This window comes from Burkholderia sp. MSMB2157WGS, assembly GCF_001532755.1.
GTDB lineage: Bacteria > Pseudomonadota > Gammaproteobacteria > Burkholderiales > Burkholderiaceae > Burkholderia.
The window spans coordinates 1,440,103-1,463,124 of the sequence record NZ_LPJG01000030.1 but is presented as its reverse complement, the minus strand read 5'-3'; the positions used below and the strand labels follow the sequence as shown (position 1 = coordinate 1,463,124).

At 67.5% G+C, this 23,022-nt stretch carries 25 protein-coding genes and 1 riboswitch; of the genes, 12 read left to right on the top strand and 13 right to left on the bottom strand.

Annotated features, from left to right (window positions below):
- Positions 1-89 precede the first annotated feature (89 nt).
- Positions 90-995 (top strand): LysR substrate-binding domain-containing protein, encoded by a 906-nt coding sequence (locus WT53_RS25035; protein WP_060262035.1) that lies wholly within the window; start codon positions 90-92, stop codon positions 993-995.
- Between the two features lie 102 nt (positions 996-1,097).
- Here WT53_RS25035 and WT53_RS25030 read toward each other — a convergent pair whose 3' ends face one another.
- Positions 1,098-1,451, bottom strand: a complete 354-nt coding sequence (locus tag WT53_RS25030; RefSeq protein ID WP_034205604.1) for a hypothetical protein — start codon at positions 1,449-1,451, stop codon at positions 1,098-1,100.
- A 125-nt stretch (positions 1,452-1,576) separates the two neighbouring features.
- On the opposite strand from WT53_RS25030, the gene WT53_RS25025 reads away from it, so the two are divergent.
- A complete protein-coding gene (locus WT53_RS25025; protein ID WP_034205603.1) occupies positions 1,577-1,876 on the top strand; it encodes a type II toxin-antitoxin system RelE/ParE family toxin in 300 nt (99 codons plus the stop codon).
- 129 nt (positions 1,877-2,005) lie between these two features.
- On the opposite strand, the gene WT53_RS25020 is transcribed toward WT53_RS25025, so the two are convergent.
- The 4 genes from WT53_RS25020 to fae form a co-directional block, all read right to left on the bottom strand.
- Positions 2,006-3,379 carry an MFS transporter gene (locus WT53_RS25020; protein ID WP_060262032.1) on the bottom strand — a complete coding sequence of 458 codons (1,374 nt, stop codon included), beginning with the start codon at positions 3,377-3,379 and terminating at the stop codon, positions 2,006-2,008.
- 154 nt (positions 3,380-3,533) lie between these two features.
- Positions 3,534-4,985, bottom strand: coding sequence for an NAD-dependent succinate-semialdehyde dehydrogenase (locus tag WT53_RS25015; protein WP_060262030.1), 1,452 nt, complete (start codon positions 4,983-4,985; stop codon positions 3,534-3,536).
- Between the two features lie 22 nt (positions 4,986-5,007).
- Complete coding sequence (locus WT53_RS25010) at positions 5,008-6,030, bottom strand: aldo/keto reductase (RefSeq protein WP_060262027.1); 1,023 nt, start codon at positions 6,028-6,030, stop codon at positions 5,008-5,010.
- 49 nt (positions 6,031-6,079) lie between these two features.
- Entirely contained in the window at positions 6,080-6,604 is a 525-nt protein-coding gene (gene fae, locus WT53_RS25005; protein WP_060262024.1) for a formaldehyde-activating enzyme, read from the bottom strand.
- Positions 6,605-6,984: 380 nt separating this feature from the next.
- Here fae and WT53_RS25000 point away from each other — a divergent pair, with 380 nt between their 5' ends.
- The gene (locus WT53_RS25000) at positions 6,985-7,944 is read left to right on the top strand and encodes a LysR family transcriptional regulator (protein ID WP_257127867.1); all 960 of its coding nucleotides are present in this window, start codon (positions 6,985-6,987) and stop codon (positions 7,942-7,944) included.
- Between the two features lie 380 nt (positions 7,945-8,324).
- On the top strand, positions 8,325-8,891 hold the full coding sequence (locus WT53_RS24995) for a hypothetical protein (protein ID WP_060262021.1): 567 nt from the start codon (positions 8,325-8,327) through the stop codon (positions 8,889-8,891).
- A 27-nt stretch (positions 8,892-8,918) separates the two neighbouring features.
- On the opposite strand, the gene WT53_RS24990 is transcribed toward WT53_RS24995, so the two are convergent.
- The gene (locus WT53_RS24990; RefSeq protein WP_060262018.1) at positions 8,919-9,794 is read right to left on the bottom strand and encodes a LysR family transcriptional regulator; all 876 of its coding nucleotides are present in this window, start codon (positions 9,792-9,794) and stop codon (positions 8,919-8,921) included.
- Between the two features lie 160 nt (positions 9,795-9,954).
- Between WT53_RS24990 and WT53_RS24985 the strand changes: the two genes are divergently transcribed.
- The 3 genes from WT53_RS24985 (at position 9,955) to WT53_RS24975 (ending at position 12,141) form a co-directional block, all read left to right on the top strand.
- Positions 9,955-11,274, top strand: coding sequence for a DUF3422 family protein (locus tag WT53_RS24985; RefSeq protein ID WP_060262015.1), 1,320 nt, complete (start codon positions 9,955-9,957; stop codon positions 11,272-11,274).
- Positions 11,275-11,306: 32 nt separating this feature from the next.
- Positions 11,307-11,507: a hypothetical protein gene (locus WT53_RS24980; RefSeq protein WP_034205595.1), complete on the top strand. Its 201-nt coding sequence runs from the start codon at positions 11,307-11,309 to the stop codon at positions 11,505-11,507.
- 199 nt (positions 11,508-11,706) lie between these two features.
- Entirely contained in the window at positions 11,707-12,141 is a 435-nt protein-coding gene (locus WT53_RS24975; RefSeq protein WP_060262010.1) for a GNAT family N-acetyltransferase, read from the top strand.
- Here WT53_RS24975 and WT53_RS24970 read toward each other — a convergent pair.
- From WT53_RS24970 to WT53_RS24955, 4 genes are all read right to left on the bottom strand, one after another.
- Positions 12,128-13,033, bottom strand: a complete 906-nt coding sequence (locus WT53_RS24970; RefSeq protein ID WP_060262007.1) for a helix-turn-helix transcriptional regulator — start codon at positions 13,031-13,033, stop codon at positions 12,128-12,130. The genes WT53_RS24975 and WT53_RS24970 overlap by 14 nt on opposite strands.
- Positions 13,034-13,577: 544 nt before the next feature.
- Positions 13,578-14,969, bottom strand: a complete 1,392-nt coding sequence (locus WT53_RS24965) for an MFS transporter (protein WP_060262003.1) — start codon at positions 14,967-14,969, stop codon at positions 13,578-13,580.
- Between the two features lie 213 nt (positions 14,970-15,182).
- Positions 15,183-15,551, bottom strand: coding sequence for a hypothetical protein (locus WT53_RS24960; RefSeq protein WP_034205592.1), 369 nt, complete (start codon positions 15,549-15,551; stop codon positions 15,183-15,185).
- A 22-nt stretch (positions 15,552-15,573) separates the two neighbouring features.
- Positions 15,574-15,960, bottom strand: coding sequence for a helix-turn-helix domain-containing protein (locus tag WT53_RS24955; RefSeq protein WP_060261999.1), 387 nt, complete (start codon positions 15,958-15,960; stop codon positions 15,574-15,576).
- Positions 15,961-16,096: 136 nt separating this feature from the next.
- Between WT53_RS24955 and gstA the strand changes: the two genes are divergently transcribed.
- Complete coding sequence (gstA, locus tag WT53_RS24950; protein ID WP_060261995.1) at positions 16,097-16,735, top strand: glutathione transferase GstA; 639 nt, start codon at positions 16,097-16,099, stop codon at positions 16,733-16,735.
- Positions 16,736-16,740: 5 nt separating this feature from the next.
- On the opposite strand, the gene WT53_RS24945 is transcribed toward gstA, so the two are convergent.
- Positions 16,741-17,751 carry a sodium:calcium antiporter gene (locus tag WT53_RS24945; RefSeq protein WP_060261991.1) on the bottom strand — a complete coding sequence of 337 codons (1,011 nt, stop codon included), beginning with the start codon at positions 17,749-17,751 and terminating at the stop codon, positions 16,741-16,743.
- 61 nt (positions 17,752-17,812) lie between these two features.
- Positions 17,813-17,987, bottom strand: a riboswitch (yybP-ykoY riboswitch).
- Between the two features lie 116 nt (positions 17,988-18,103).
- Here WT53_RS24945 and WT53_RS24940 point away from each other — a divergent pair.
- From WT53_RS24940 to WT53_RS24925, 4 genes are all read left to right on the top strand, one after another.
- Complete coding sequence (locus tag WT53_RS24940) at positions 18,104-18,379, top strand: metal/formaldehyde-sensitive transcriptional repressor (RefSeq protein ID WP_012338822.1); 276 nt, start codon at positions 18,104-18,106, stop codon at positions 18,377-18,379.
- A gap of 12 nt (positions 18,380-18,391) precedes the next feature.
- On the top strand, positions 18,392-19,399 hold the full coding sequence (dmeF, locus tag WT53_RS24935; protein ID WP_060261986.1) for a CDF family Co(II)/Ni(II) efflux transporter DmeF: 1,008 nt from the start codon (positions 18,392-18,394) through the stop codon (positions 19,397-19,399).
- A 2-nt stretch (positions 19,400-19,401) separates the two neighbouring features.
- A complete protein-coding gene (locus WT53_RS24930; RefSeq protein WP_034205583.1) occupies positions 19,402-19,587 on the top strand; it encodes a DUF1289 domain-containing protein in 186 nt (61 codons plus the stop codon).
- A gap of 98 nt (positions 19,588-19,685) precedes the next feature.
- Positions 19,686-20,894 carry an MFS transporter gene (locus WT53_RS24925; protein WP_060261982.1) on the top strand — a complete coding sequence of 403 codons (1,209 nt, stop codon included), beginning with the start codon at positions 19,686-19,688 and terminating at the stop codon, positions 20,892-20,894.
- A gap of 24 nt (positions 20,895-20,918) precedes the next feature.
- Here the strand turns inward: WT53_RS24925 and WT53_RS24920 are convergent, their stop codons facing one another.
- Positions 20,919-22,328, bottom strand: coding sequence for a heavy metal sensor histidine kinase (locus WT53_RS24920; protein ID WP_060261979.1), 1,410 nt, complete (start codon positions 22,326-22,328; stop codon positions 20,919-20,921).
- Positions 22,325-22,996: a heavy metal response regulator transcription factor gene (locus WT53_RS24915; protein WP_060261975.1), complete on the bottom strand. Its 672-nt coding sequence runs from the start codon at positions 22,994-22,996 to the stop codon at positions 22,325-22,327. The genes WT53_RS24920 and WT53_RS24915 overlap by 4 nt, the downstream gene beginning before the upstream one ends.
- Between the last annotated feature and the right edge of the window lie 26 nt (positions 22,997-23,022).

The window sequence follows — 23,022 nt, the reverse complement described above, 5'->3', positions numbered from 1 at the left end:
GCGCTTTTCTGCGATAAAGCTGCCCGCGGAATGGCCGGCGGCGCCGGCCGGCAACCATACGAACGATACGAACGAAGGGGACACACATCATGCGACGCCTGCCATCGTTGATCGCGCTGCGATTTTTCGAGGAGACCGCGCGTCATCTGAGCTTCAATCGCGCGGCGGTGTCGCTGTGCGTGACGCAAGGCGCGGTGAGCCGGCAGATCCGGCTGCTCGAGGAAGCGCTCGGCGCACGTCTGTTCGAGCGCGATCACAAGGGCGTGCGGCTGACCGACGTCGGCCAGCGGTTGCTGCCGTTCATCGGGCAGGCGTTCGACACGATCGAGCGCGGCGTCGGCGAAATCGCCGCGACACGGCCGGGCGCGAAGCGGCGCCTGACGATATCGCTGCCGCCGACGTTCGCCACGCAGTGGTTTTCGCCGCGGCTCGGCACGCTCGCGGAGGCGCTGCCCGACGTCGAGCTGTCGATCCGCACCGAGCCGGCCGACGATTGCGATTGCCATGTCCGCTTCGGGCGTGCGGCGCGGCCGGGCATGCATTCGGAGCTGCTGATGATGGAGCGGCATGCGCTGGTCGGCGCGCCGCGCTACCGAGGCGACACGCTCGATGCGCTGCTCGGCCGGCTGCCGTCGCTGCACGTGCTGCACGAGGGCCGGCGCCTGACGCTGTGGGCCGACTGGTGCGAGCAGGCCGGCATCGCGCCCGAACGAATCGGCGACGGCATCGAGTTCTCGACGCTCGAACAGGCGATCCGTGCGGCGCGCAAGGGCGCGGGGCTTGCCGTGGTCGATCTCACGATGATCGAGGAGGAGATCGCCGAAGGCAGCCTCGTGCGGTTGTCGCCGGTGCAGCCGATCGGGCCGTTCGGCTATTGGCTCGATATCGCGCCGGAGAGCGTCGCGGTCGAGCCGGTGATCGCGTTTGCCGCGTGGCTGCGGGAGCAGGCGGCGAGGAAGGGGGAGGGGACGACGTCGCCGTTGAGACGCGGCTGACGGGCGGGTACGAAAGGATGGTCCCGTCCGAGCCCGACACGCGCGCCTCCCCGCTTCGCTATCCGTCAACGACTGTCACGGCGCCGGCTATCGGCCGCCGGGTCATTGATCGGGATCCAGGCCGAAATGGAGGAGCGTTTCCCGCCGTCCGACGGCCCTTGCTTCCTCTTCCGAAATGATCGGCAGCTGACTCTTCGCATGATCCATGCGTCCAACGTCGAATACCTTTCGTTGCGACCGTGATGCAGGCCCGTTGGCCGGTCGCGCACCGTATCCGGCCGCGAAATCGCGCATGATGCGCGCCAGGCCGTGATGGAGCGCATTCGCGACGGACGTATCGATGAACTGCCTGGCTTCCGCCCGACGAATGGCGCGATGTTCGCTTGTCGAGCGGCCGCGCTTCACCGCAGCGCGCGTCATCCGGAAGCCGATGATGGAACCGTGCTTTACCGTCATTCGTACATCTCCTTTTCAATCAGGTAGTCGCGCAACGCCCGCAGAGACGCCCGGCGCGGATCGACGTCGAATGTCGTGTTCGATCGTCTGGAAGCGAAGTATCGGGCGCAGGCGGATCGTCAGGCGTGATCGTGCGCCTGTCCGGTTTTGCGATAACCGAACTCGAGCTGATCACCGATTACGTCGCACGCGATAATCCGCAACGTGCGATCACGTTCGTGCGGGAACTTCGCGAAAAATGCCTGAGCCTCGCCGAGATGCCGTTCGCGTTCCCGCTGGTGCCGCGCTTCGAAGCCCACGGCGTGCGGCATCGCGGATACGGCAATTTTCAGATCTTCTATCGGGTCAAAGGCGATCCCCCCGTGCAGATCGACGTGCTTCACGTACTGCACGGCGCGCGGGACTGCACGAGCATTCTGTTCTGAGCCGAGCGGCGGTTTCCAGCTTTTTCGTCAGTGGCAAAGTACGCGTTACAAACGGAGAACCCGGCCGTGGCCGGGTTCCTTCGTTGCGAGCGCGATGCCGCGCCTCCTGCCGTCGGCGCCGCGCTCGCCTCAATGCCCCGCCGCCTCCTCCAGCGTCAGATGCTTGGTCTCCGGCGCCCACGCGATCGACACGATCATCCCGACCAGCAGCACGCCGGCCAGCGCGAACATCGTCGCGTGAAAGCCGAGCGTCGCGATGCCGACCGGCAGCAGGAACGTGCCGATCGCCGAACCGAGCCGGCTGCACGCGATCGCGAGGCCCACGCCGCTCGCACGTACCTCGGTCGGGAAGCACGCGGGCGGGAACACGCCGACGAGATTGCTGAACGCCGACATCGTCAGCGTGAAGATCGCGAACGCGACGATCATCGCGACGGCCGCCGACGACGGCAGCACGGCCAGCGCGACGAGCGACGCGCACGTCACCGCGAACGAGCCGATCAGGAAGCCGCGACGCGACAACCGGATCGTCAGCCAGATCCCGATCAGCGCGCCGAGCACGAGGAAACCGTTCAGCAGCAGGTCGGCGCCGAAACCTTCGGCGAGACCGATCGTCTTCAGGATCGTCGGCAGGAACGTGTAGATCGCGAAGTACGGAATCACCAGGCAGACGAAGAACGCGCAGTTGAAGACGGTGCGGCGAATCAGGTCCGGCCGGAACAGTCGCGCGAAGCCGCCGTGCGCATGCGGTTCGGCCGAACCGTCGAGCATCACGTGCGGCCCGAAATGCTTCGCGACGATCGCGCGCGCCTCCTGCACGCGGCCCTTGCCGAGCAGCCAGCGCGGCGATTCGGGCGTGCCGATGCGCAGCACCAGCACGATCAGCGCGGGCAGCGCGGCCGACGCGAGCAGCCAGCGCCATGCATCGGGCGCGGCGTCGCTGTACGCGAGGCCGAGCACGTTCGCGGCGACATAGCCGATCGTCCAGATCACGCTGAACGAACCGAGCAACGCGCCGCGATGCTTGCGCGGCGAAAATTCGGCGAGGATCGCGTGGCCGACCGTGAAGTCGCCGCCCATCCCGAAGCCGATCAGCACGCGCAGCACGCACAGTTCGAGCGGCGAGCTCACGAAGAACTGCGCGAACGCGGCCGCGGTGATGATCACGAAGCTCGTCAGGAAGATCTTCTGCCGGCCCATCCGGTCGGACAGCCAACCGAACACGAGGCTGCCGAAGAAGATGCCGATCAGCGCGGAGCTGCCGATCATCCCCATCCAGAACGCGTCGATCGGCATCTGCTTGCCGAGCGCGGCGAGCGCATAGCCGATCGTGCCGAGCGTGTAGCCCTCGGTGAAATGCGCGCCGAACGTCAGGCCGGCGATCTTCACGTGGAAGCGGTTGAGCGGCACGTCGTCGAGCGCGACGGGGCGGTGCGGCACATCGGCGCCGCGCGACAGCGGCAGCGCGCGTGCGGTGCCGGATTGAACGTTGGCTTGATTCAAGCAGCCTCCTGGATTGTTATGTGTGTCGTCGTCGCAAGCGGTGCGCGACGAACCGACGTCGTCGCGCGACCATGCGACGCGCCGCGCCGCGACGCGCCGCGCAGCCGGACGGCGCGCGGCGCGAGCCGTCCGCCGGGCGGCGGCCGGGCAGCGCTCAGCGGCCGAGGCCGGCCATCAGCGTGTACTTGAGTTCCACGTATTCGTCGAGGCCGTACTTCGAGCCTTCGCGCCCGAGCCCCGATTGCTTGACGCCGCCGAACGGCGCGACTTCGGTCGAGATGATCCCGTCGTTGACGCCGACCATCCCGCTTTCCAGCGCGCCCGACACACGCCATGCGCGGCCGAGGTCGCGCGTATAGAAATACGCGGACAGCCCGAACGGCGTGTCGTTGGCCGCGGCGACGGCTTCATCCTCGGTCGCGAAGCGGAAGCAGCCGGCCACGGGGCCGAAGGTTTCCTCTTCGGCGATCAGCATGTCGGGCGTCATGCCGGTCAGCACGGTCGGCTCGTAGAAAGTGCCGCCGAGCGCGTGGCGCTTGCCGCCGGTGAGCACGTTCGCGCCTTTCGCGGTGGCGTCGGCGACGTGCCGCTCGACCTTGCCGAGCGCCGCTTCGTTGATCAGCGGGCCCTGGTCGACTTCGCCTGCGAGCGCGTTGCCGACCCGCAGCTTGCGCACGGCGTCCGCGAGCTTGCGCGTGAACGCGTCGTACACGCCGTCCTGCACGAGGAAGCGGTTCACGCACACGCAGGTCTGGCCGGTGTTGCGGAACTTCGACGCGATCGCGCCGTCGACCGCCGCATCGAGATCGGCGTCGTCGAACACGATGAACGGCGCGTTGCCGCCGAGTTCGAGCGACAGCTTCTTCAGCGTGTCGGCCGACTGCTTCGCGAGCAGCTTGCCGACCCGCGTCGAACCGGTGAACGACAGCTTGCGCACGACGGGCGAGCTCGTCAGCGTCTCGCCGATCGCGACCGCGTCGCCCGACACCACGTTGAACACGCCGGCCGGCACGCCGGCGCGCTCGGCGAGCACCGCGAGCGCGAACGCCGACAGCGGCGTTTCCTCGGACGGCTTGAGCACCATCGTGCAGCCGGCCGCGAGCGCCGGGCCGGCCTTGCGCGTGATCATCGCGAGCGGGAAATTCCACGGCGTGATCGCCGCGACGACGCCGACCGGCTCGCGCGTGACGACGATCTGCGCATTCGGCTTCGGGCTCGGGATCACGTCGCCGTACATGCGCTTCGCTTCTTCCGCGAACCATTCGAGAAAGCTGGCCGCGTAGGCCACTTCGCCGCGCGCCTCCGCGAGCGGCTTGCCCTGTTCGCGCGTCAGCAGCTCGGCGAGCGCATCGCGGTGTTCGAGCATCAACTCGCCCCAGCGCTTCACGCGTGCGCCGCGCTCCTTCGCGGTCAGTGCGCGCCATGCGGGAAACGCGCGGGCGGCCGCGTCGATCGCGCGCTGCGTGTCGTCGGCGCCGCCTTTCGCGACCTTCGCGATCGTCTCGCCGGTCGCCGGGTTCAGCACCGGATAGGTCGCATCGCTCGCGCCATGCGATTCGTGCCATTCGCCGCCGATGTAATGGCCGGTCCTCAGAAATTCGTTCATCGTATGTCGTTCCTTCAATGCTTCAGTCGGCCGCGAAGCTGCCCTGCGCCGGGCGCGGCTCGCGCGCGATGCGCTTGCCGGCCGTGTAGTCGTTGATCAGGTCGCACGGCGTGTAGTTGCGCTCCAGTTCGTGCAGTTCCTCTTCGGTGAGCCGCGTTTCGAGCGCGCCGAGCGCGCTGTCGAACTGCGCGACGGAATCCGCGCCGACCAGCATGCTCGCGACGCCGGGACGGCTCAGCACCCACGCCTGCGCGATCTGCGCGGGCGGCACGCCGCGCCGCTTCGCGACCTTCGCGACCGACGCGGCGATCGCGAGCGACGACGCGTCGCCGTACATCTGCGCGGTGAAGAAGTCGGTCTGGTTGCGCGTCGATTGTGGCTCGCAGGTCAGCAGGCCGCGCGCAAGCGGGCTGAACACCGAGACGCCGACGCCCTGGTCGATGCAGTACGGCACCATCTCGCGCTCTTCCTCGCGATACGCGAGATTGAGCTGCAGCTGCATGTTGATCGGCTTGTCCCAGCCGTTTCGTTCGCAGGCCTGCATGATCTTCGCGAACTGCCACGTGTACATCGTCGACACGCCGATGTAGCGTGCCTTGCCCGCGCGCACGACGTCGTGCAGCGTGCTCATCGTTTCCTCGACGGGCGTGTTCACGTCGAAGAAATGCAGCATGAAGATGTCGACGTAATCCATCCCGAGACGCTTGAGCGAGCCGTCGATGCCGTCGAGCACGTGCTTGCGCGAATGGCCGCCGGCATTCGGGTCGCTGCCCATGTCGTAGCCGACCTTGGTCGTCACGACGAGCTCCTCGCGGCGCGCGTTGCGCTTCAGGATGCGGCCCACCACTTCCTCGCCGACGCCCGTCGAATAGAAATCCGCGAGATCGATGAAGTTGACGCCGGCATCGAGCGCGCGACGCACGATCGGTTCGCTCTGCGCTTCGTCGAAGATCCACGGCTTCCACTCGGGCGTGCCCATGTTCATCGTGCCCAGACACAGGCGGGACACCTTCAGGCCGGACTGGCCGAGGCGGACGTATTCCATGCTTCCTCCTGATGCGGCCTGGCCGGCCGCGCGTTGTCGGTCGGTTCCGTCAGTTCTTTTTCGGCGTGTAGAACGGGTTCGACACGTCGCGTGCGGCGGCGAACACCGCGTCGCGATGCGGCAGTCCTTCCATCGCCGCGACGATCGCGTTGCGGCATGCGCGGTAGTTGTTCTCGAACACGGCATCGAGATCGTCGGTCTGCGGGTTCACCCAGTTCGCCGACACGACGACCCAGTCGTTCTCCGCTTCGGGCGGCAGCGTGCCGTTCTCGAGCGCTTCGGCCACGGCCTTCGCGATGCCGGCCTGCGACGCGCCCCACGTGGCATTGCCGTGGAAGTCGCCGGCGATCTGCGCCTTGTTCACGTACAGCGTGAGCGGCTTGGTCGGTATGCCCGGCTGCGCGATCACGACGAACGGCGCATGGCCGGCCGACGGCGTCGCGAGCGCGGTCGCGAACGCCTGGCCCGCCGGGCCGTTGCGCGGGCCGACCAGCACGTTGATGTGCGCGAGATTGACGCCGGGGCCTTCGAAGCCTTCGCCGATGTAAAGCTGCCTGGATTGGGATGCGGTCATTGCAATGTCTCGTCCATGAGGTTGGGTGTGAGGCGATTGTGGTGGGCCGCGCTGCGGCCGGTGAATCGATGTTTCCTGATCGAGGTATGAGTTTTCGTCGTCTCCGGGAAAGCCCCGAGCCCGGCGCGCGGCCGCCCGCCGGGCGGCCCGCGGCGGCCGTCGCGACGCGCCGCGGCGCACCGGCGGCGAAGGGGCGCTCGCGTGCCGGCTCCGGGTTTGTCATACCCGGGCAGGGGTTGGAGGGCCGCGTGCATCCGGGCAACAATCGGCGTACTCCGAGCCCTATCTTTCGTGTTCCCTTCCATTTTCGAAAGCGAGTAATTCCGATGGCTGCCATTGAGAAATCTGGCGCACTGCGCCGGTCCCCCGAGGCGGGGCCCGTGCTCCTGGGGGTTTCGTCCGGGTCGGAGCGCCCGGGGCGGCCCGACGTTTTCTCGAAGCCCGACTGGTCGAAACTGACGTCGCTCGACCCGGAGCTGATCCGCGCGTTCGTCGCGGTCGTCGAAAGCGGCGGCTTCACCGCGGCGGCCCGGCAACTGCACCGCACGCAATCGACGATCAGCCTGCGCATCCGCACGCTGGAGGAGCGGCTCGACACGCACCTGTTCATGCGCAACAGCCGGCGGCTCGAACTGTCGCGCGACGGCGAGAATTTCCTGATCCACGCGAGACGGATCATCCAGGTGCAGAACGACGCGATCCGCGCGCTGAAGCAGGCGAGCAGCGATCGCGGCATCGTGCGCTTCGGGCTGCCGGAGGACTACGCGGAGCTGTGGCTGCCCGACCTGCTGAAGTCGTTCTACGCGCTGCGGCCGGGCGCACGCCTGCACGTGCATTGCCGCACGTCGCTCGAACTGATCGAGCGGCTGCAGGCCGGCGAGCTCGACGTCGCGCTCGTCGTGCGGCACGGACCGAACGCGGGCGGACGGCTGCTCGGCCGTCACGACGTCGTGTGGGCCGCGCATCGCGATTTCGCGCTCGCGCCCGATGCGTCGGTGCCGCTCGCCCTGTTTCCCGAGACGTGCTGCTACCGGCAACGCGGGCTGCAGGCGCTCGCGACGGCCGAGCGGCCGTATCACGTCGTCTATACGAGCCAGAGCCCGACCGGCATCAGGATCGCGGTGAACCACGGCGCGGCCGTGACGATGATCGATCGCTGCACGTTGCCCGAGAGCTGGCGCGTGCTCGACGAGGCGGACGGGCTGCCGCCGCTGCCGGCGGCCGATCTCGAACTGCATCGCTCGCCCGGCATCTGCGATCCGCTGACCGACGATCTCGTCTCGCTGATCGAATCGATGGTCGACGAGCGGCGGCGCGCGTCGCTCGCGGCGTTCGCGTAACGCGACGCCCGCGACGCGGGTGACGCCGCATGCACATGCGTGCGCGGGGCGCGATCCCGGCGCGCATGCCGTTTTTTGCACGGCAACCCCGTTTTTTTGCACGGCATTGATACGATCTCTTCTAAGCTGGGGGCGTGTCGAACAGTCGGGACGGCTTGCGTCCATGTCATGACCTTCATGCATCCCTTTCCGCCTTCGATGTCGCCGGCCGCCGATCGCGCGCCGGTGGCGGGTCGCGGCGCGCGCCCGTCGAGCCGGGAACGGCGATTGCTCGGCTAATCCGCCGCCGATTCGCCGGCCGCCGTGCTGTCCGCCGGCCGGCGACGGTGGCCGTTTGTGCGCTGCGTCGAACGCGGCGCTACCCCGAACAGGGAGGGCCCATGTACCTTACGGAAGAAGTGCGTATCGCGCGCCCGGCGGCTCGTCGCGCGCATGCCGCGGCGTTGCCGTCGGGCAGGCAGCTTGCCCGGCAGTTGATGGTGACGGTTCGCGCGGCGGACGTGCTGTTGCGCCAAGCGATTCGCGTGCCCGATCGCCATCAATGGTCGGTCGACGCCGAGCGCGTCGACGCGGCCGGCGGGCCGCTCGCCGCGTGGGATTCCCACGTGACGTTCCGCATCGTCAAGGTATGCGCGCCGGCGCTCGATGCGCACGCGTGCGCGGCCGACCCCGATCAAGTGGCGGTCGAAATCCGATTGTTTCTTCCCGAACAGGCGTACGTCGCCGAGCGGCGCATCGGCATCTTCGGCCGGCGGCACGGCCAACGATTCAGCGCGACGCTGTCGGTCACGGCCGGTTCGCAGTGGGGCGGCCGGCGCAGCGAGCGCGTGCCGCCGACCGGGCGGCACGTGCACGGCGACACGCTGGAAGCGCTCGTCGATACGGTGGCCGGCATCGTCAATGCGGCACTGGGCGTGGCCGCGCATGGCGCGAGCGCCCACGGGTGACGCCGCGGCGAGTGGGCGCGGCCGGGCTCAGGCCTCGCCGGCCTGTCCGGTCTGCCGTTGCAGGTCTTCCATCAATTGTTCCGCGAGGAAGTCGCACGGCGGCCGTTTCGACTTGGTGCTGCGCGCGAGGATCAGCTCGAGCGGCGGCAGGTCGGGCAAGCCGTGCGAGCGGCCGAGCATCGACAGTTGCGCGGGAATCGCGCAGCGGGCGAGCGGCGCGACCGCGAGGCCGGCTTCGACCATGCTGAGCAGCCCGAGCAGGCTCGGGCTTTCATACGACGTGCGGTACGGCACTTTCGCGCGTTCGAGGCTGCGGATCGCGTTCTCGCGCGCGACGCTGCCCGGCATGAACACCGCGATCGGCAACGGCCGTTCCTCCCAGACGCGCGGCCCGTTCGTCATCGCGGCCCACGCCATCGGCTCGTGGCGGATGAAGTCGCCGGTGAGCCCCTTGATGCGCGTCCCGCATACGAGATCGACGGTGCCCTCCTTGATCAGCGGCGCGAGCGCGCTGCTCGGCAGCCCCATCACCTGGATCTCGACCTTCGGATAGGTCGCGGAGAATTTTTTCAGCACCGACGGCAGCAGCGACGACGCATAGTCGTCCGGCACGCCGATCACGACCTTGCCGGTCACCTCCGGCCGCACCACGGCCGCCCATGCCTCGTCGCGCAGCGCCAGCATTCGTCTGGCGAATCCCAGCAGCACCTCGCCCTCGCGCGTCAGCACGATGCTGCGCGGCTTGCGCACGAACAGCGGCCGGCCGATCGCGTCCTCCAGGCTCTTGATCTGCATGCTCACCGCCGACTGCGAGCGGTTCACGGCCTCGGCCGCGCGGGTCATGTTGCCGGTTTCCGCGACGGCGACGACGGTGGCCAGGACGTCGTGATCGAGCATCTTCATGGGTATCAGGAAAACTGAACGTAACGATCAGCATTATGCGTTTTTATTGTTGCTGCGTGTCTGCCATAGTGCCATCACGTTTGCGCATCGCCCCACCATGGCGCGGCGCTCGGGCCGGACGTCCGGCGTGCGGGACTGAACAGGAAAGCGTGGTGAATCGATGATGGACCATCCGTTGCGCGCCGCACTGGCTGCGGAATTGCATGCCCGGCCGTTCCTGCGGCTCGCCGAAGCGGTGTCGCTTACGCATTACGCGATCTACGCGGACGGCCAGCCCGACATCCACGAAACGCTGCTGCACGCGCTGTGCCGCGACACGGGCATCGACGCGCCGCATGAAGGCGCGACGCACCATGCGGTGCGCTCGCCGTGCGGCTGGCACCTGAAGTGGGAGCGCCACACCGAATTCTCGACCTTCACGTTCGTCGCGCCGCGTCGCGATACCGGTTATTTCGACGATGTCGCGATCGCCGGCATTCCGGCAGCGTGGTTCGCGCGGCTGGCCGGCATCCGTTTCGTCGCGGTGCGGATGGAACTGCTGTCGGGCGACGCCGCGCGGCGCGTGTGCGGCGATCTGCGGCGCTGGATCGACGGGCCTGCGCTCGTCGGTAGCCGCGTGCTCGGCGGCGGCAAGGTGTTCTGCGACTGGCACGTGCGCGACGACGGCTTCATGCGCTTTCTCGTCGTCGACGAGGATTTCCGCGAGGAGCAGGGCGGCCGGCTGTTGCAGCGTCTGTACGAAATCGAGACGTACCGGATGATGGCGCTGCTTGCGCTGCCGGTCGCGCGCCGGATGAGCCGCGAGCTCGACGAGATTCACGCGGCGCTGCATGCGTTGATGCAGCGGATGGACGCGAGCGGCGCCGACGGCGACGACGCGGCGCTGCTCGTCAAGCTCACGCATCTCGCGGTGCGGGTCGAATCGTTGTCGGGATCGGGGGCGCGCTTCAGCGCGTCGCGCGCATACGAGAAGCTCGTGCTGGCGCGCATCCAGGAGTTGCGCGAGGAGCGTATCGAAGGGATGCCGACGATCGCCGAATTCATGGAACGGCGCTTCGCGCCGGCAATGGAAACGTGCCGCAGCGTATGGGCGCGCCACGAACAGATCGCCGCGCGGATCGCGCGAGCGGTCGACCTGCTGCGCACCCGCGTGAATCTCGCGCAGGAAAAGGACGTCACGCGGCTGCTGGCCGGCATGGAGCGCACCGCGCGCAACCAGCTTCATTTGCAGCACGCGGTCGAAGGGCTGTCGGTGGCCGCCATTTCGTACTACGTGCTGTCGCTCGCGACGGCGGCGTTCAAGGCGCTGCACGTGATGAACCTGCCGGTCGATCCGGAACTGGCGGAAGGGCTGCTGATCGCGCCGGTCGTGTTCGCGGTGATCCACATCACGCGGCGCACGCGTGCGCAGCTTGCGCGGTCCGAAGCGGCGCATGGCGGGGAGCCCGTGCACGCGGTCGCGTTGAAGCGGGCCGGCTAGAACAGACGACATATCAAAGCAAAGGAGTGGAGATGACTTTCATGCAAACGCAACACGCATGCTTCAGCGGTATCGATGCCTTCGACGAACCGGCCCAGGATGAAACCGGCGCACCGGAAGACGTGCGCGTGAGCTCGTATCAGGCCGTGCTGCAGGAGCCGACGACGTCGCTCGTCGGCGGGACGATCGATCGGCCGGAGGTCGCGGCGGTGGCGATCCTCGGGTACAACTGACGCGCGTTTCCTGCGCATCGTATCGACGTAGCGCGGGCGTTGCGTTCGAGTGAGACGGCGTGGTCGTCCTGGCCTGACGACGGCGCCGGCAATGGCGTTCGCGGTGGCGTGAGCGCACGACGTCGCGCTATAGTCGTGCGATGCCCGCCCGCCGCGGGTGCCGCACGCCCGGCGCTCCATTCACTCACGCGTTCGCCCGATGACACCCCATCCCGACGTCACCCTGCAATTGACCGATACCGGTCAATCGGCCGCCCGAGACTTCATCAGCCGCAAGCTCGGCGAATTCAACCATGCAATGACGGGGCGCGCCGATGCATCCGCGCTCGACATCTACGTGACCGACTCCGCGACCGGCGAGGTATTGGGCGGCCTCACCGGCCGGACGTCGCTCGGCCTGTTCTTCATCGACCTGTTCTATTTGCCCGACTCGCTGCGCGGCGGCGGTTTCGGCAGCCGGCTGCTGCGCGAGGCGGAAGCGGAAGCGAAGCGGCGCGGATGCGCGCGTGCGGTGCTGTACACGATCTCGTTCCAGGCGCCGGATTTCTACCGGAAGCACGGTTACGAGACGTTCGGCGAAGTGCCGTGCGAGCCGGAAGGCGCGGCGCGCGTGTTCATGGTCAAGGTGCTTTGAGCGGCAGCGGGCAACCCGCCCGTTCGCTATGCGACCCGGTACGCGCGCCGGCGACGGGGAGTACGGCAGTCGCCGCGCCCCACGCGGCGAGTTCGCGCTTCGTGCGCACGCCGAGCTTCGCGAATGCGCGCTTCACGTACGACTCGGCCGACGCGATGCGCACGCCGAGAATCCCGGCGGTTTCCGGCACGGTCTTGCCGGAGAGCAGGTGCTTGCAGGTTTCGTATTCGCGTTTCGACAGATTCACGCCGTCGGCCGTGAGCCGCGCATCGAATTGCGCGAGCGGATGGACGTCGGGCGCCGCGTGCGCGATGCGCCGCGCGGCAGTGGTCGACGCATGCAGTTCGAGCAGCGGAAACAGCATATCGCTGATGCTGCGGAAGCGGTTCATTTCGGCGAGCGTGAACGGCGGCCGATCGCGGCCGCGCTCCAGTGCGATCGAATGCTGCGAATAGCGCGTGCCGCGCGCGAGCACGCATTCATGCCCGATATGCACGTCGTCGAACAACCGCTGGCGGAATTCGCCGGGCGGAATCGCGTCGATGTCGCGCACGACGAGCATCGTGCCTGTCTTGCCGCGTAGCCCCGCGAACAGCGGGTCGCTGTCGAGAAAGCGCTCGTAGTAGAGCGTCATCACGTCGGAGATGTCGGCGGACGCGGCGCCGATGCCGCTGCTGCCGATCCATTCGCAACGGTAGCCGGTGGGCATCGTGCCGTCGACGCGCGAGCGTTCGACGTGTGCGACGTCGAGCGGCACGATGTCGTTCAGCAGTTGCGTGAGGCGCGGCACGAAATGCGGCGTGCCGACCGTCTCGATCAGCTCGCCCAATGTCTTGAACGATACGTTGAAGCGATCGTCGTCGCGGTGGGAGGCGTTCACGTTGAGCAGCATGCGGTTACCAAGGGACTGTTCCGCCCATCATGCACGTTCCCCCGATACGAAAAAAGCGCGCGCGAGGGCCGGGCATCGGCACGGCCGCCCGTCGTTGGCGGAAGCAGGGCCTCGAAGCGGCTGGATTCTAGCGCTTGCCGCGACGGACGTCATCAGGGGGAAATACCGGCAGGCGTCGGCCGATCCGTTCGCCCCGTAAAACGTCGCGGGTCATTCCGAAGCGGGCATGCGGGAGCAGTGTAAGCGAGGAACCGTGCCCCCGCCGTTTTCAATCGATCGACATACGATTCCGAGAACTTCCCCGAGCACGGACGACCTGCCGCCTCGCGCATGCATGGGCGAAGTCGAGACGCGCGACTTCGGAGGAGCGCAAGCGGCCGGGGGGCAACGTGCGGATCGTCGGCATCGGTACCGATACATGTGCGTCGCCGACTGTGCAGTCGGCTATCCTCACGACCATCGCACGCGATGGGTGTCGGCGGTGGCGACGCCGCACGGGCGCAGCGATCGAGCAGGGCGGCGCGCATGTGCCGCCCTCGTGCGCTCATGCGTCGATGCGCTCGACCTTGCCGACGAGCAGCCCGTACGACAGGCTGCCCGCGAGCGCCATCGCGGCGATGTAGGTGATCGCGCGCGAGAAGTCCGCGCCGTCGACCAGCAGCCCGATCACGATCGGCGTCGCGATCGCGGACAAGTTGCCGATCAGGTTGAATACGCCGCCCGTGAGGCCGAGCAGTCGCGCGGGCGCGAGCCCCGACACGAGCGACCACGTGATCGACGCGAAGCCGTTGCCGAAAAAGGCGATCGTCATGAATGCGATCACCCAGCCGGTGGAGCTCACGTAGTTCGCGCCGATGATGCAGGTCGAGATCAGCAGCCCCGAGATGATCGGCAGCTTGCGCGCGAAGCCTTGCGAGGCGCCGCGCCGCATCAGCCAGTCCGACAGCACGCCCGAGCAGAGCACGCCGACGAACGCGGCGAGGAACGGCAGCGATGCGAGGAAGCCCGACTTGATGAAGTCCATCCCGCGATACTTGACGAGATAGGTCGGAAACCACGTGAGGAAGAACCACAGCGTCGAATTCAGCGCGAACTGGCCGACGTAGATGCCCCACAGCTTGCGCCGGCCGAGTACGACGCCGAGGTCGCGCCACGTCGACGGCGTGCGTTCGCTGCGCGCCGCGACGCGGTCCTCGAGATCGACGAGCCCGCCGCCGTCGCGGATCAGCGCGATTTCGGCCGCATTGACGCCGCGAAACGCGCGCGGCTCGCGATACACCGCATACCAGATCGCCGCCCATGCGATGCCGGCGAGGCCGGTCGCGACGAACACCATGTGCCAGCCGAGATGCGCTTGCAGCCATGCGAGCACCGGTGTGAGGAACGCGAGGCCGACGAATTGCCCCGACGTGTAGCCGCCGATCGCGCTCGCGCGCTCGCGGGTCGGGAACCACGTCGTCACCACGCGGTTGTTGATCGGATAGGCCGGCGCTTCCAGCGCGCCGACCGCAAGACGCAGCACGATGAGCCCGACGAACGAACCGGCGAAACCGAGCAGCAGCGTCGCGGCAGACCACAACGCGAGCGCACCCGCATACAGCACGCGCGGCGACACCTTGTCGACGAGCCAGCCGCCCGGGATCTGCATCAGCGCATAGGTCCAGCCGAACGCGGAGAACACGAGGCCCGCGCGGACCGGATCGATGTTCAGTTCCTTGAACAGCTCGGGCGCGGCGATCGACAGGTTGCTGCGGTCGAGATAGTTGATCACGACGGTGACGAACAGCAGCGCGAGGATCAGCAGCCGCTTGCGGCTCGGCGGCGTGGCGGGGGCCGCTGCCACGGTCGCGCGGGCGGCGGATTCCGATGATGGGCCGGTGTGCGCGGACGGCCGCGCGTTCGGGGTGGCATGGGTGCGTGACGCGGATTGGGCCACGGTCGTCTCCTGTGTTCTATGCGCCGGCCGGCGCTCGCGAACGAGGCGGCCGAATCGAATGGCGTTGGGGCGAACGTTAGAACCGTGGTGCGGCGTGCGTCAACATTTGGGCAGGCATCCCCATTAATGGGACGTTCGGCGCTCAATATGTGGGAACGGACGCCGACAGGCGTGTGTCGGCGTCGTCGCGAACGAGGGCGGCCAGGCGACCGTTCAGCCGCGCGTGCCGTCGTCGCGATAGCCGTTCTTGCCGACGAAGATTTCCTTCAACGCGGCGCGCAGCGTGACCGGATCGTACTGGCCGGGCGCGAGATGAATCACGTAACGCGTGTGGCCGTCGAGACGTGCGGCGATGCCCGGCTCGATCTCGACGTCGATCGTATCGTCCGTCAGCCGCACCGACAGATCTTTGACGCGCACGTTGAGCTGGTCGCGCACCATCACTTCGATCAGCGTGTCGTCCGGAAAGCGCGACAGCGCGAAGCAATAGTCCTGCTCCGCATCGTGACAGTAGATGTTGGCGAAGCTTTCGTCGTCGTCGAGGTCGGACGTGGCCGCGCCGACGGTAGCGTGAAGTTCCATGAACGAAGTTCCTGCCGAAGGGTTAGGTGTGAGTGTGGGCGTGCGTCGTCGTGTCGACTGCAGCGGCGCCGTCGGGCATCGCGTCGGCGTGCGCGTCGCGCGCCTTCAGCCACAGCCCGAATTCGCGCATGACGTCGACCACCGGCCGCAGCCGGTCGCCGTCCGCGGTGAGATCGTACTCGACGCGCACCGGCACTTCCGGATAGACGGTCCGCCGCACGAGCCCCGCGTCTTCCAGTGCGCGCAGGTCGAGCGTCAGCATGCGCTGCGAGATGCCCGGCATGTCGCGCCGCAGGTCGCTGAAGCGGCGCGGCCCGTCGAGCAGATACGACACCAGCAGCAGCCGCCAGCGGCCGCCGAGCAGGCGCATCGCTTCTTCAACGGAACATCCTGTCGCACTCGTTTTCATCGTGCCGAATCCTGGTCGGTAAATTTGTTGTGACTACGGCACAAACGACTGCCGTCTTCCCGGCGCTGCGCCGATGCGAGATATTAGCGCCCGCGTCGCGGCGAATCGATACATGGACAACCCACGAAGGAAACGCATGAAGCTCTATCACGCTCCCGGCAGCTGTTCGCAGGCGATCTGCATCGTGCTGCGCGAAGGCGGGTTCGACGCCGAGATCGTCAAGGTCGACGCGCGCAAGCATGTCGTCGAAGACGGCCGCAACTACTACGACGTGACCGAACTCGGCTACGTGCCGCTGCTCGAGCTCGACGACGGCACGATGCTGCGCGAAGGGCCGGTGATCGCCCAGTATCTCGCCGACCAGCGCCCGGAAGCCGCGCTTGCGCCCGCTTACGGCACGCTCGCGCGCTACCGGCTGATGGAATGGCTCAACTTTCTCGGCACCGAGATCCACAAGGGCTTCATCCCGCTGCTGTACGCGGTGCAGGCGGGGAAGTACGTGGAGCCCGTGCGGCAGAAGCTCGACGACCGCTTCGCGTGGATCGACCGCCAGCTCGACGGCAGGACGTTCGTTACCGGCGACACGTTCACGGTCGCCGATGCGTACCTGTTCGCACTGACCGGCTGGGGCGAGGCCGACTGGATGCGTTCCGTGTACAACGCGGATATCGACCTGAGCCGGCATGCGCATCTGCGTGCGTGGTACGAGCGGGTGCGCGAGCGGCCGGCCGTGCAGCAGGCGTTGCAGGCCGATGCACGGCCGAACGCGGCCTGACGCATTCAGCGCGCCAGCGTCAACGCCAGATACCCCGCATAACCCGCGCCGTTCGCGAGCAACGCCCAGGTCGCGAGGCCGCGCGTATGCGCGTTGACGCGCAGCCAGGCCGCCGCCGCGAGCGTGATGATCACGCCGGTCAGCACTTCGGGGCGCGGTTCCCACGGCGTCAGCATGATGCCGATCGCCGGCAGCAGCGTGCCCTGGAACACCATCGCGCCGGTGATGTTGCCGAACGCGAGCGTGTCCTTCCCGCGGCGGATCCACAGCACGCTGTTGACCTTCTCGGGCAGTTCCGTCGCGATCGGCACGACGATCAGCGACAGCAGCAGCGCCGATACGCCGAGCACGTGCGATACGCCTTCCACGCCGTGAATGAAGCCCTTCGCCCCGCCGACCAGCAGCGCGACGCCGATCAGCAGTTGCAGCACGATCGTCGCCAGGTTGATCGGCAGGCCGACGCGCGACAGGAACATCGCGTGCGGCGCCTCGGTGCCGTGCCCGGCATCGACGAGGCCGGTCGACGCGCGCAACGTCAGCGCGACGTACATCACGTAGAGGCCGACCAGCATCGCGGCGAGCAGCGCGCGCACGGCCCAGTTGTGATGCGGAACGAACATCGCGACGGTCGCCAGCGAGAACGCGGCGAGGAAGGTGTTCATGTCGCGCACGAAGCCCGTGCGTTCGGGGGCGATCGTGCCGCGCAGCCCGCGCGAGCGGATCACGGCGAGCGTCATCAGGAACGTGGTGAGCGTCGCCAGCATCAGCGGCGCGCCGAGAATCGCGCCGACGCCGATCTCCTCGTTCACGGCCGGGTTCGACGTGCCGCCGGCCAGCGCGAGCAGCGGCACCATCGTTTCGGGCAGCGCGGTGCCGACGGCCGCGAACAGCGAGCCGGTCACGCCTTCGGAAATCTTCAGGCGTTCGCCGAGATGTTCGAGCGCATTGGTGAAGACCTCGGCCGCGACGAGGATGACGACCAGCATGAACGCGAGTTCGACAAACATGAAGGTCATGCGGCACCTCCGCAGGCAGCGGTGGCGTGAGGAAAGCGAGCGAGGAGGAACATGGGGACTCCGTGGTCGGACGCTGACGAACCATCGCACATCCGCCGCCGTCCGACCAGGAACGACGCGATGTGCCGATGGTCTCGCCAAGCCGATCGGCCGAACGCGCCACGGCCGCAGGCCGAGTGTGTTGACGCGTTCGCTTTCCGGGGACGGAAAGCAGGCTACTCCCCAAAAACGGAAAGCAGTCTAGCCGAGCGGTTTTCTTTCGACAAGCCTTCGTCTCGAAAAAGAATACCCCTCCATGCTACAGGGGCAGCCTTCAGGAGATATACTCCCCTACCCTATACAGGAGCCATCGATGAGTCATACCGTTCGCGAAAAACAGAAGTTGCTGAACCGCGTGCGCCGTATCAAGGGACAGGTCGAAGCGATCGAGCGGGCGCTGGAAGACGAGCGCGGCTGCAACGACGTGCTGCAACTGATCACGAGCTGCCGCGGCGCGATGAACGGCCTGCTGGCCGTCGTGCTGGAAGACCACATCCGATCGCATCTCGTCGATGCGGACACGCCCGATGCACACGAAGGCAGCGCGACCGAGCAGCTCATCGATGTCGTGCACAGCTATTTCAAGTAAGCGGATCGGAACATGAACGAATTCAAGCGCCCGGCGACCGGCGGCGTGCACAGTCACGCGTTTCTGGGCACCGCCCATGCGCAGAACGAGCGGAAGACGTGGATGGTCATCGGCCTGTGCTCGGCGATGATGATCGCCGAGATCGTCGGCGGCTCGTTGTTCGGTTCGCTCGCGCTGGTCGCCGATGGGCTGCACATGTCGACGCACGCGGGCGCGATGCTGATCGCGGCGCTGGCCTATACCTATGCGCGCCGGTACGCAGACGATCCGCGCTTCGTGTTCGGCACCGGCAAGCTCGGCGACCTGGCCGGCTTCACGAGCGCGATCGTGCTGGCGATGATCGCGTTGCTGATCGGCTACGAGGCGATCGCGCGGCTGCTGGCGCCGGTGCCGATTCGCTTCGACGAAGCGATTCCGATCGCCGTGCTGGGGCTCGCCGTGAACCTCGCCAGCGTGTGGCTGCTGAGCGGCGATCACCATCACGGGCATCGTCATGGTCACGATCATCCGCATGATCACGACCACGACCACGACCACGACGACGCGCACCACGCGCATCATGGTCACGCATCGCACCCGGCCGCGCATCGCGACCACAACATCCGGTCGGCCTACGTTCACGTGATCGCCGACGCGGCTGTGTCGGTGCTGGCGATCGTCGGCCTGCTGCTCGCGCGCGCGTTCGGATGGGTCTGGATGGACCCGCTCGCGGGCATCGTCGGCGCGCTGGTGATCGCCAACTGGGCGTACGGGCTGATACGCGATACGGGCGGTGTGCTGCTCGACGTCAACGTCGATCGCAAGCTGACGGACAACGTCCGCCGCGCGATCGAGGCGCTCGGCGACCAGGTCAACGATCTCCACGTGTGGCGCGTGGGCCCCGGGCACATGAGCGCGATCGTGTCGGTCGAATCGGCTGACACCGCACGCGATGCGCGTTTCTACCATGCGTTGGTCGCGCGCTTCGACGGCATGTCGCACGTGACCGTCGAAGTGACGACGCCTGCGAAGGCGGCCTGATCGTGGCCGTGAAATCGCCGTGTATCGACCTGTGCGCATTCGACGGCCGCACGGGCTTTTGTGTCGGCTGCCTGCGCACGCGCGACGAGGCGCGCGACTGGAAGAAGCTGACCGACCATCGCCGCCACCAGATACTCAACGACCGTCCGCGCCGGCAGGCGAAACTCCGGCGCGACGACGCACAATAGCAAGGGCGCACGCGCTGCCGAAGCCGGCGATCGGCGTCACCGGCCTGCGGTAGTATCGCTGGCATCCAGTATCGGGATTCCCGACCCGGGAGCGACCCATGCAGACCGACTCGTCGACCGGCATTCTTCGCCAGATTCCGCGCAGCGTGTGGGTGCTCGGCTGTGTCAGCCTGCTGATGGACGTGTCGTCCGAAATCATCCACAGCCTGTTGCCGATGTTCCTGATGACGGGGCTTGGCGCGAGCGCGACGGCGATCGGCCTGATCGAGGGGATCGCCGAGGCGACGTCGCCGGTCGTCAAGGTGTTCTCCGGCACGCTGAGCGACTACCTGCGCAATCGCAAATGGCTCGCGGTGACCGGCTACGCGCTCGGCGCGCTCAGCAAGCCGCTGTTCGCGATCGCGCCGACGATTGGCGTCGTCGTGACCGCGCGGATCGTCGACCGCGTCGGCAAGGGGATTCGCGGCGCGCCGCGCGATGCGCTCGTCGCCGACGTCACGCCCGTTCATCTGCGCGGCGCCGCGTACGGGTTGCGCCAGTCGCTCGACACGGTGGGCGCGTTCCTCGGGCCGCTGCTGGCCGTCGTCATCATGCTGGCGTGGCGCGACGATTTCCGCCTCGCGTTCTGGCTGGCCGTGATTCCCGGCGTGCTGGCCGTGGCGCTGCTCGCGTTCGGCATAGACGAGCCGGCGCATGCGCCGGGCGCGCGGCGCGTGAACCCGATCCGCCGCGAGGTCGTCGCTCGACTCGGCGCCCGCTACTGGTGGGTGGCGGCCGTCGGCGGCGTGTTCGCGCTGGCGCGTTTCAGCGAGGCGTTTCTGGTGCTGCGCGCGATGGGCAGCGGCGTGCCCGTCGCACTCGTGCCACTCGTGATGGTCGCGATGAACGTCGTCTATGCGTTGTCCGCTTACCCGTTCGGCAAGCTCGCCGATACGACGAGCCACACGAAGCTGATGGTGGTCGGGCTCGTCCTGCTGATCGCCGCCGATATCGTGCTGGCGCACGGCGCGTACTGGCCGGCCGTGCTCGTCGGCGTCGCGCTATGGGGCCTCCATATGGGGATGACGCAAGGGCTGCTCGCGACGATGGTCGCGCATGCCGCGCCGGCCGAATTGAGAGGGACGGCGTTCGGCGTATTCAACCTGATCGGCGGCATCGTGACGCTCGTATCGAGCGTCGTCGCGGGCTTCCTGTGGGACCGGGTCGGCGCCGCTGCCACGTTCTACGCGGGCGCCGCGTTCAGCGCGGCGACCATCGTGCTGCTCGTGTGTGTCCGCACGTCGTTTGGCGCAGGACAGGATCGTTAGCGTCGAACGTGGAGAGGCGCGGGGCTAACCGTCCGTGCCGCGCGGGAAGTGGAGCGCGAACGTCGTGTGCCCGTCGCGGCTCGCGACCTCCACCTTGCCGCGATGCAGCTCCATGATCGATTTCACGATCGCGAGCCCGAGCCCCGCGTTGCGCGCCGCGCCGTGCCGCGACGAATCGATCCGGTAGAAGCGCTCGAAGATCCGCTCGACCTGTTCGGGCGGAATCGCGGCGCCGCGATTCGTGACTTCGACGACCGCGTAACCGCCTCGTACGGACACGGCCAGCTCGAGCGTCGACGCAGCTTCCGCGTGTTCGAGCGCATTCGACGCGAGGTTGCTCACCGCGCGCCGGAACAGCGTGGCGTCCGCGACGACCGGCGCTTCGCCATGCACGTCGATGCGCACGCCGGCCTCGTCGGCCAACGCCTGGAAGTACGACGCGAGCCGGCGCAGTTCGCTGCCCGCGTCGAGTTCGGCGGTCTTCAGGTGCTGTTGCGCATTGTCGGTACGGGCGAGAAACAGCATGTTCTCGATCATCCGCTGCAGCCGTTCGCACTCCTCGATGTTCGATTCGATCAGCGCTTCGTATTCGTCGGCGGTGCGGGCGCGCGATAGCGTGATCTGCGACGAGCTGATCACGTTCGCGAGCGGCGTGCGCATGTCGTGCGCGAGATCGGACGAGAATTGCGACAGCCGCACGAACGCGCGTTCGAGGCGATCGAGCATCCGGTTCACCGACGTGGCGAGCTCGCGCAATTCGACCGGGCCGCCGCGCGCGTCGAGGCGTGCGTTCAGGTTGTGCGCCTCGATGCGCGACGTCTGCCGGCCGAGGCTTTCGACCGGGCGCAGGCCGCGCGACGCGACCGCGTAGCCGAGCGCGCCGACCAGCAGCGCGCCGACGGCCGCCGCGAGCCAGATGTCGACGCGATAGCTTTCGAGTAGCGACTGGCGATCGGTTGCGGTGCGCGCGAGCGCGACTTGGATCGCTTCGCCGGACGGCAGCTTTTCGCGTGCATGCACGCAGCGCGACGTGCCGATGCCGGGCGGCGCGCACGTGAACGGGATACCGGCGCTGCCAGCCGGATGCGGCGCTGCGATCACCGACGCGAGCGTATTGCCGGCTTCGTCGGAATGCTCGACGAGCGGACGACGTTGCGCGTCGTAGATGCCGAGATAGACGCCCGGATGCGACAGCAACACGTCATGGAAAACGGCCGGATCGGCGCGCAGCGCGGCGGTCGAGCCGCTGGCGCGTGCGAGTTGCAGGAACTGGTTGAGCTTGGCGGCGATCTCGATGTCGTCGCGCCGCGTCAGTTCGGCGGACAGCGAACGATAGAGATACGCGCCGGTCAGCGCGAACACGAGCGCCGCGACGGCGGCGAACGCGAGCGTCAGGCGCCGCAGCAGCGAATACGGCGCGGGGCGCGCGGTCACGAACGATCCTCGAGCACGTAGCCCATGCCGCGAATCGTGTGGATCAGTTTCTTCTCGTACGCGTTGTCGATCTTCGCGCGCAGGCGCTTGATTGCCGCATCGACGACGTTCGTGTCGCTGTCGAAATTCATGTCCCAGATCTGCGACGTGATGAAGGTGCGCGTCAGCACCTCGCCTTCGCGTTCCGCGAGCAGTTGCAGTAGCGCGAATTCCTGCGCGGTCAGGTCGATGCGGGTGTCGGCGCGCCGCACGCGACGCTTGAGCAGGTCGATCTCGAGATTGGCGACGTGCAGGACGTCGCGCACGTTGCGCGGCGCGCGCCGCAGCAGCGAACGGATGCGCGCCAGGAACTCGGCATACGCGAACGGCTTGAGCAGGTAATCGTCGGCGCCGAGTTCGAGCCCGGCGACCTTGTCCTCGATCGCCTCGCGGGCCGTGAGCAGCAGCACGGGTGTCTGCTTCTGCGCGCGCAGCCGCCTGAGCACCTCGAAGCCGTCCAGCTCCGGCAGCATCACGTCGAGCACGACGAGGTCGAAATCCTCGTGCAAGGCGAGAAACAGCCCGTCCCTGCCGTTTTCCGCGACGTCGACCGTGTAGCTCGCCTCCGTCAACCCCTTCCGGAGGTACGACGCCATCTTGGGTTCGTCTTCGACTATCAGTATCCGCATGGTCAGGCAGGCTGTCCGTGATTCGA

Excerpts from the sequence above, each read along its gene's own strand:
- WT53_RS25035 (WP_060262035.1), top strand. The coding sequence starts at position 90 with ATGCGACGCCTGCCATCGTTGATCGCGCTGCGATTTTTCGAGGAGACC.
- WT53_RS25030 (WP_034205604.1), bottom strand. The coding sequence starts at position 1,451 with ATGACGGTAAAGCACGGTTCCATCATCGGCTTCCGGATGACGCGCGCT.
- WT53_RS25015 (WP_060262030.1), bottom strand. The coding sequence starts at position 4,985 with ATGAACGAATTTCTGAGGACCGGCCATTACATCGGCGGCGAATGGCAC.
- WT53_RS25010 (WP_060262027.1), bottom strand. The coding sequence starts at position 6,030 with ATGGAATACGTCCGCCTCGGCCAGTCCGGCCTGAAGGTGTCCCGCCTG.
- fae (WP_060262024.1), bottom strand. The coding sequence starts at position 6,604 with ATGACCGCATCCCAATCCAGGCAGCTTTACATCGGCGAAGGCTTCGAA.
- WT53_RS24995 (WP_060262021.1), top strand. The coding sequence starts at position 8,325 with ATGTACCTTACGGAAGAAGTGCGTATCGCGCGCCCGGCGGCTCGTCGC.
- WT53_RS24990 (WP_060262018.1), bottom strand. The coding sequence starts at position 9,794 with ATGAAGATGCTCGATCACGACGTCCTGGCCACCGTCGTCGCCGTCGCG.
- WT53_RS24985 (WP_060262015.1), top strand. The coding sequence starts at position 9,955 with ATGATGGACCATCCGTTGCGCGCCGCACTGGCTGCGGAATTGCATGCC.
- WT53_RS24980 (WP_034205595.1), top strand. The coding sequence starts at position 11,307 with ATGACTTTCATGCAAACGCAACACGCATGCTTCAGCGGTATCGATGCC.
- WT53_RS24975 (WP_060262010.1), top strand. The coding sequence starts at position 11,707 with ATGACACCCCATCCCGACGTCACCCTGCAATTGACCGATACCGGTCAA.
- WT53_RS24970 (WP_060262007.1), bottom strand. The coding sequence starts at position 13,033 with ATGCTGCTCAACGTGAACGCCTCCCACCGCGACGACGATCGCTTCAAC.
- WT53_RS24960 (WP_034205592.1), bottom strand. The coding sequence starts at position 15,551 with ATGGAACTTCACGCTACCGTCGGCGCGGCCACGTCCGACCTCGACGAC.
- WT53_RS24955 (WP_060261999.1), bottom strand. The coding sequence starts at position 15,960 with ATGAAAACGAGTGCGACAGGATGTTCCGTTGAAGAAGCGATGCGCCTG.
- gstA (WP_060261995.1), top strand. The coding sequence starts at position 16,097 with ATGAAGCTCTATCACGCTCCCGGCAGCTGTTCGCAGGCGATCTGCATC.
- WT53_RS24945 (WP_060261991.1), bottom strand. The coding sequence starts at position 17,751 with ATGACCTTCATGTTTGTCGAACTCGCGTTCATGCTGGTCGTCATCCTC.
- WT53_RS24940 (WP_012338822.1), top strand. The coding sequence starts at position 18,104 with ATGAGTCATACCGTTCGCGAAAAACAGAAGTTGCTGAACCGCGTGCGC.
- dmeF (WP_060261986.1), top strand. The coding sequence starts at position 18,392 with ATGAACGAATTCAAGCGCCCGGCGACCGGCGGCGTGCACAGTCACGCG.
- WT53_RS24925 (WP_060261982.1), top strand. The coding sequence starts at position 19,686 with ATGCAGACCGACTCGTCGACCGGCATTCTTCGCCAGATTCCGCGCAGC.
- WT53_RS24915 (WP_060261975.1), bottom strand. The coding sequence starts at position 22,996 with ATGCGGATACTGATAGTCGAAGACGAACCCAAGATGGCGTCGTACCTC.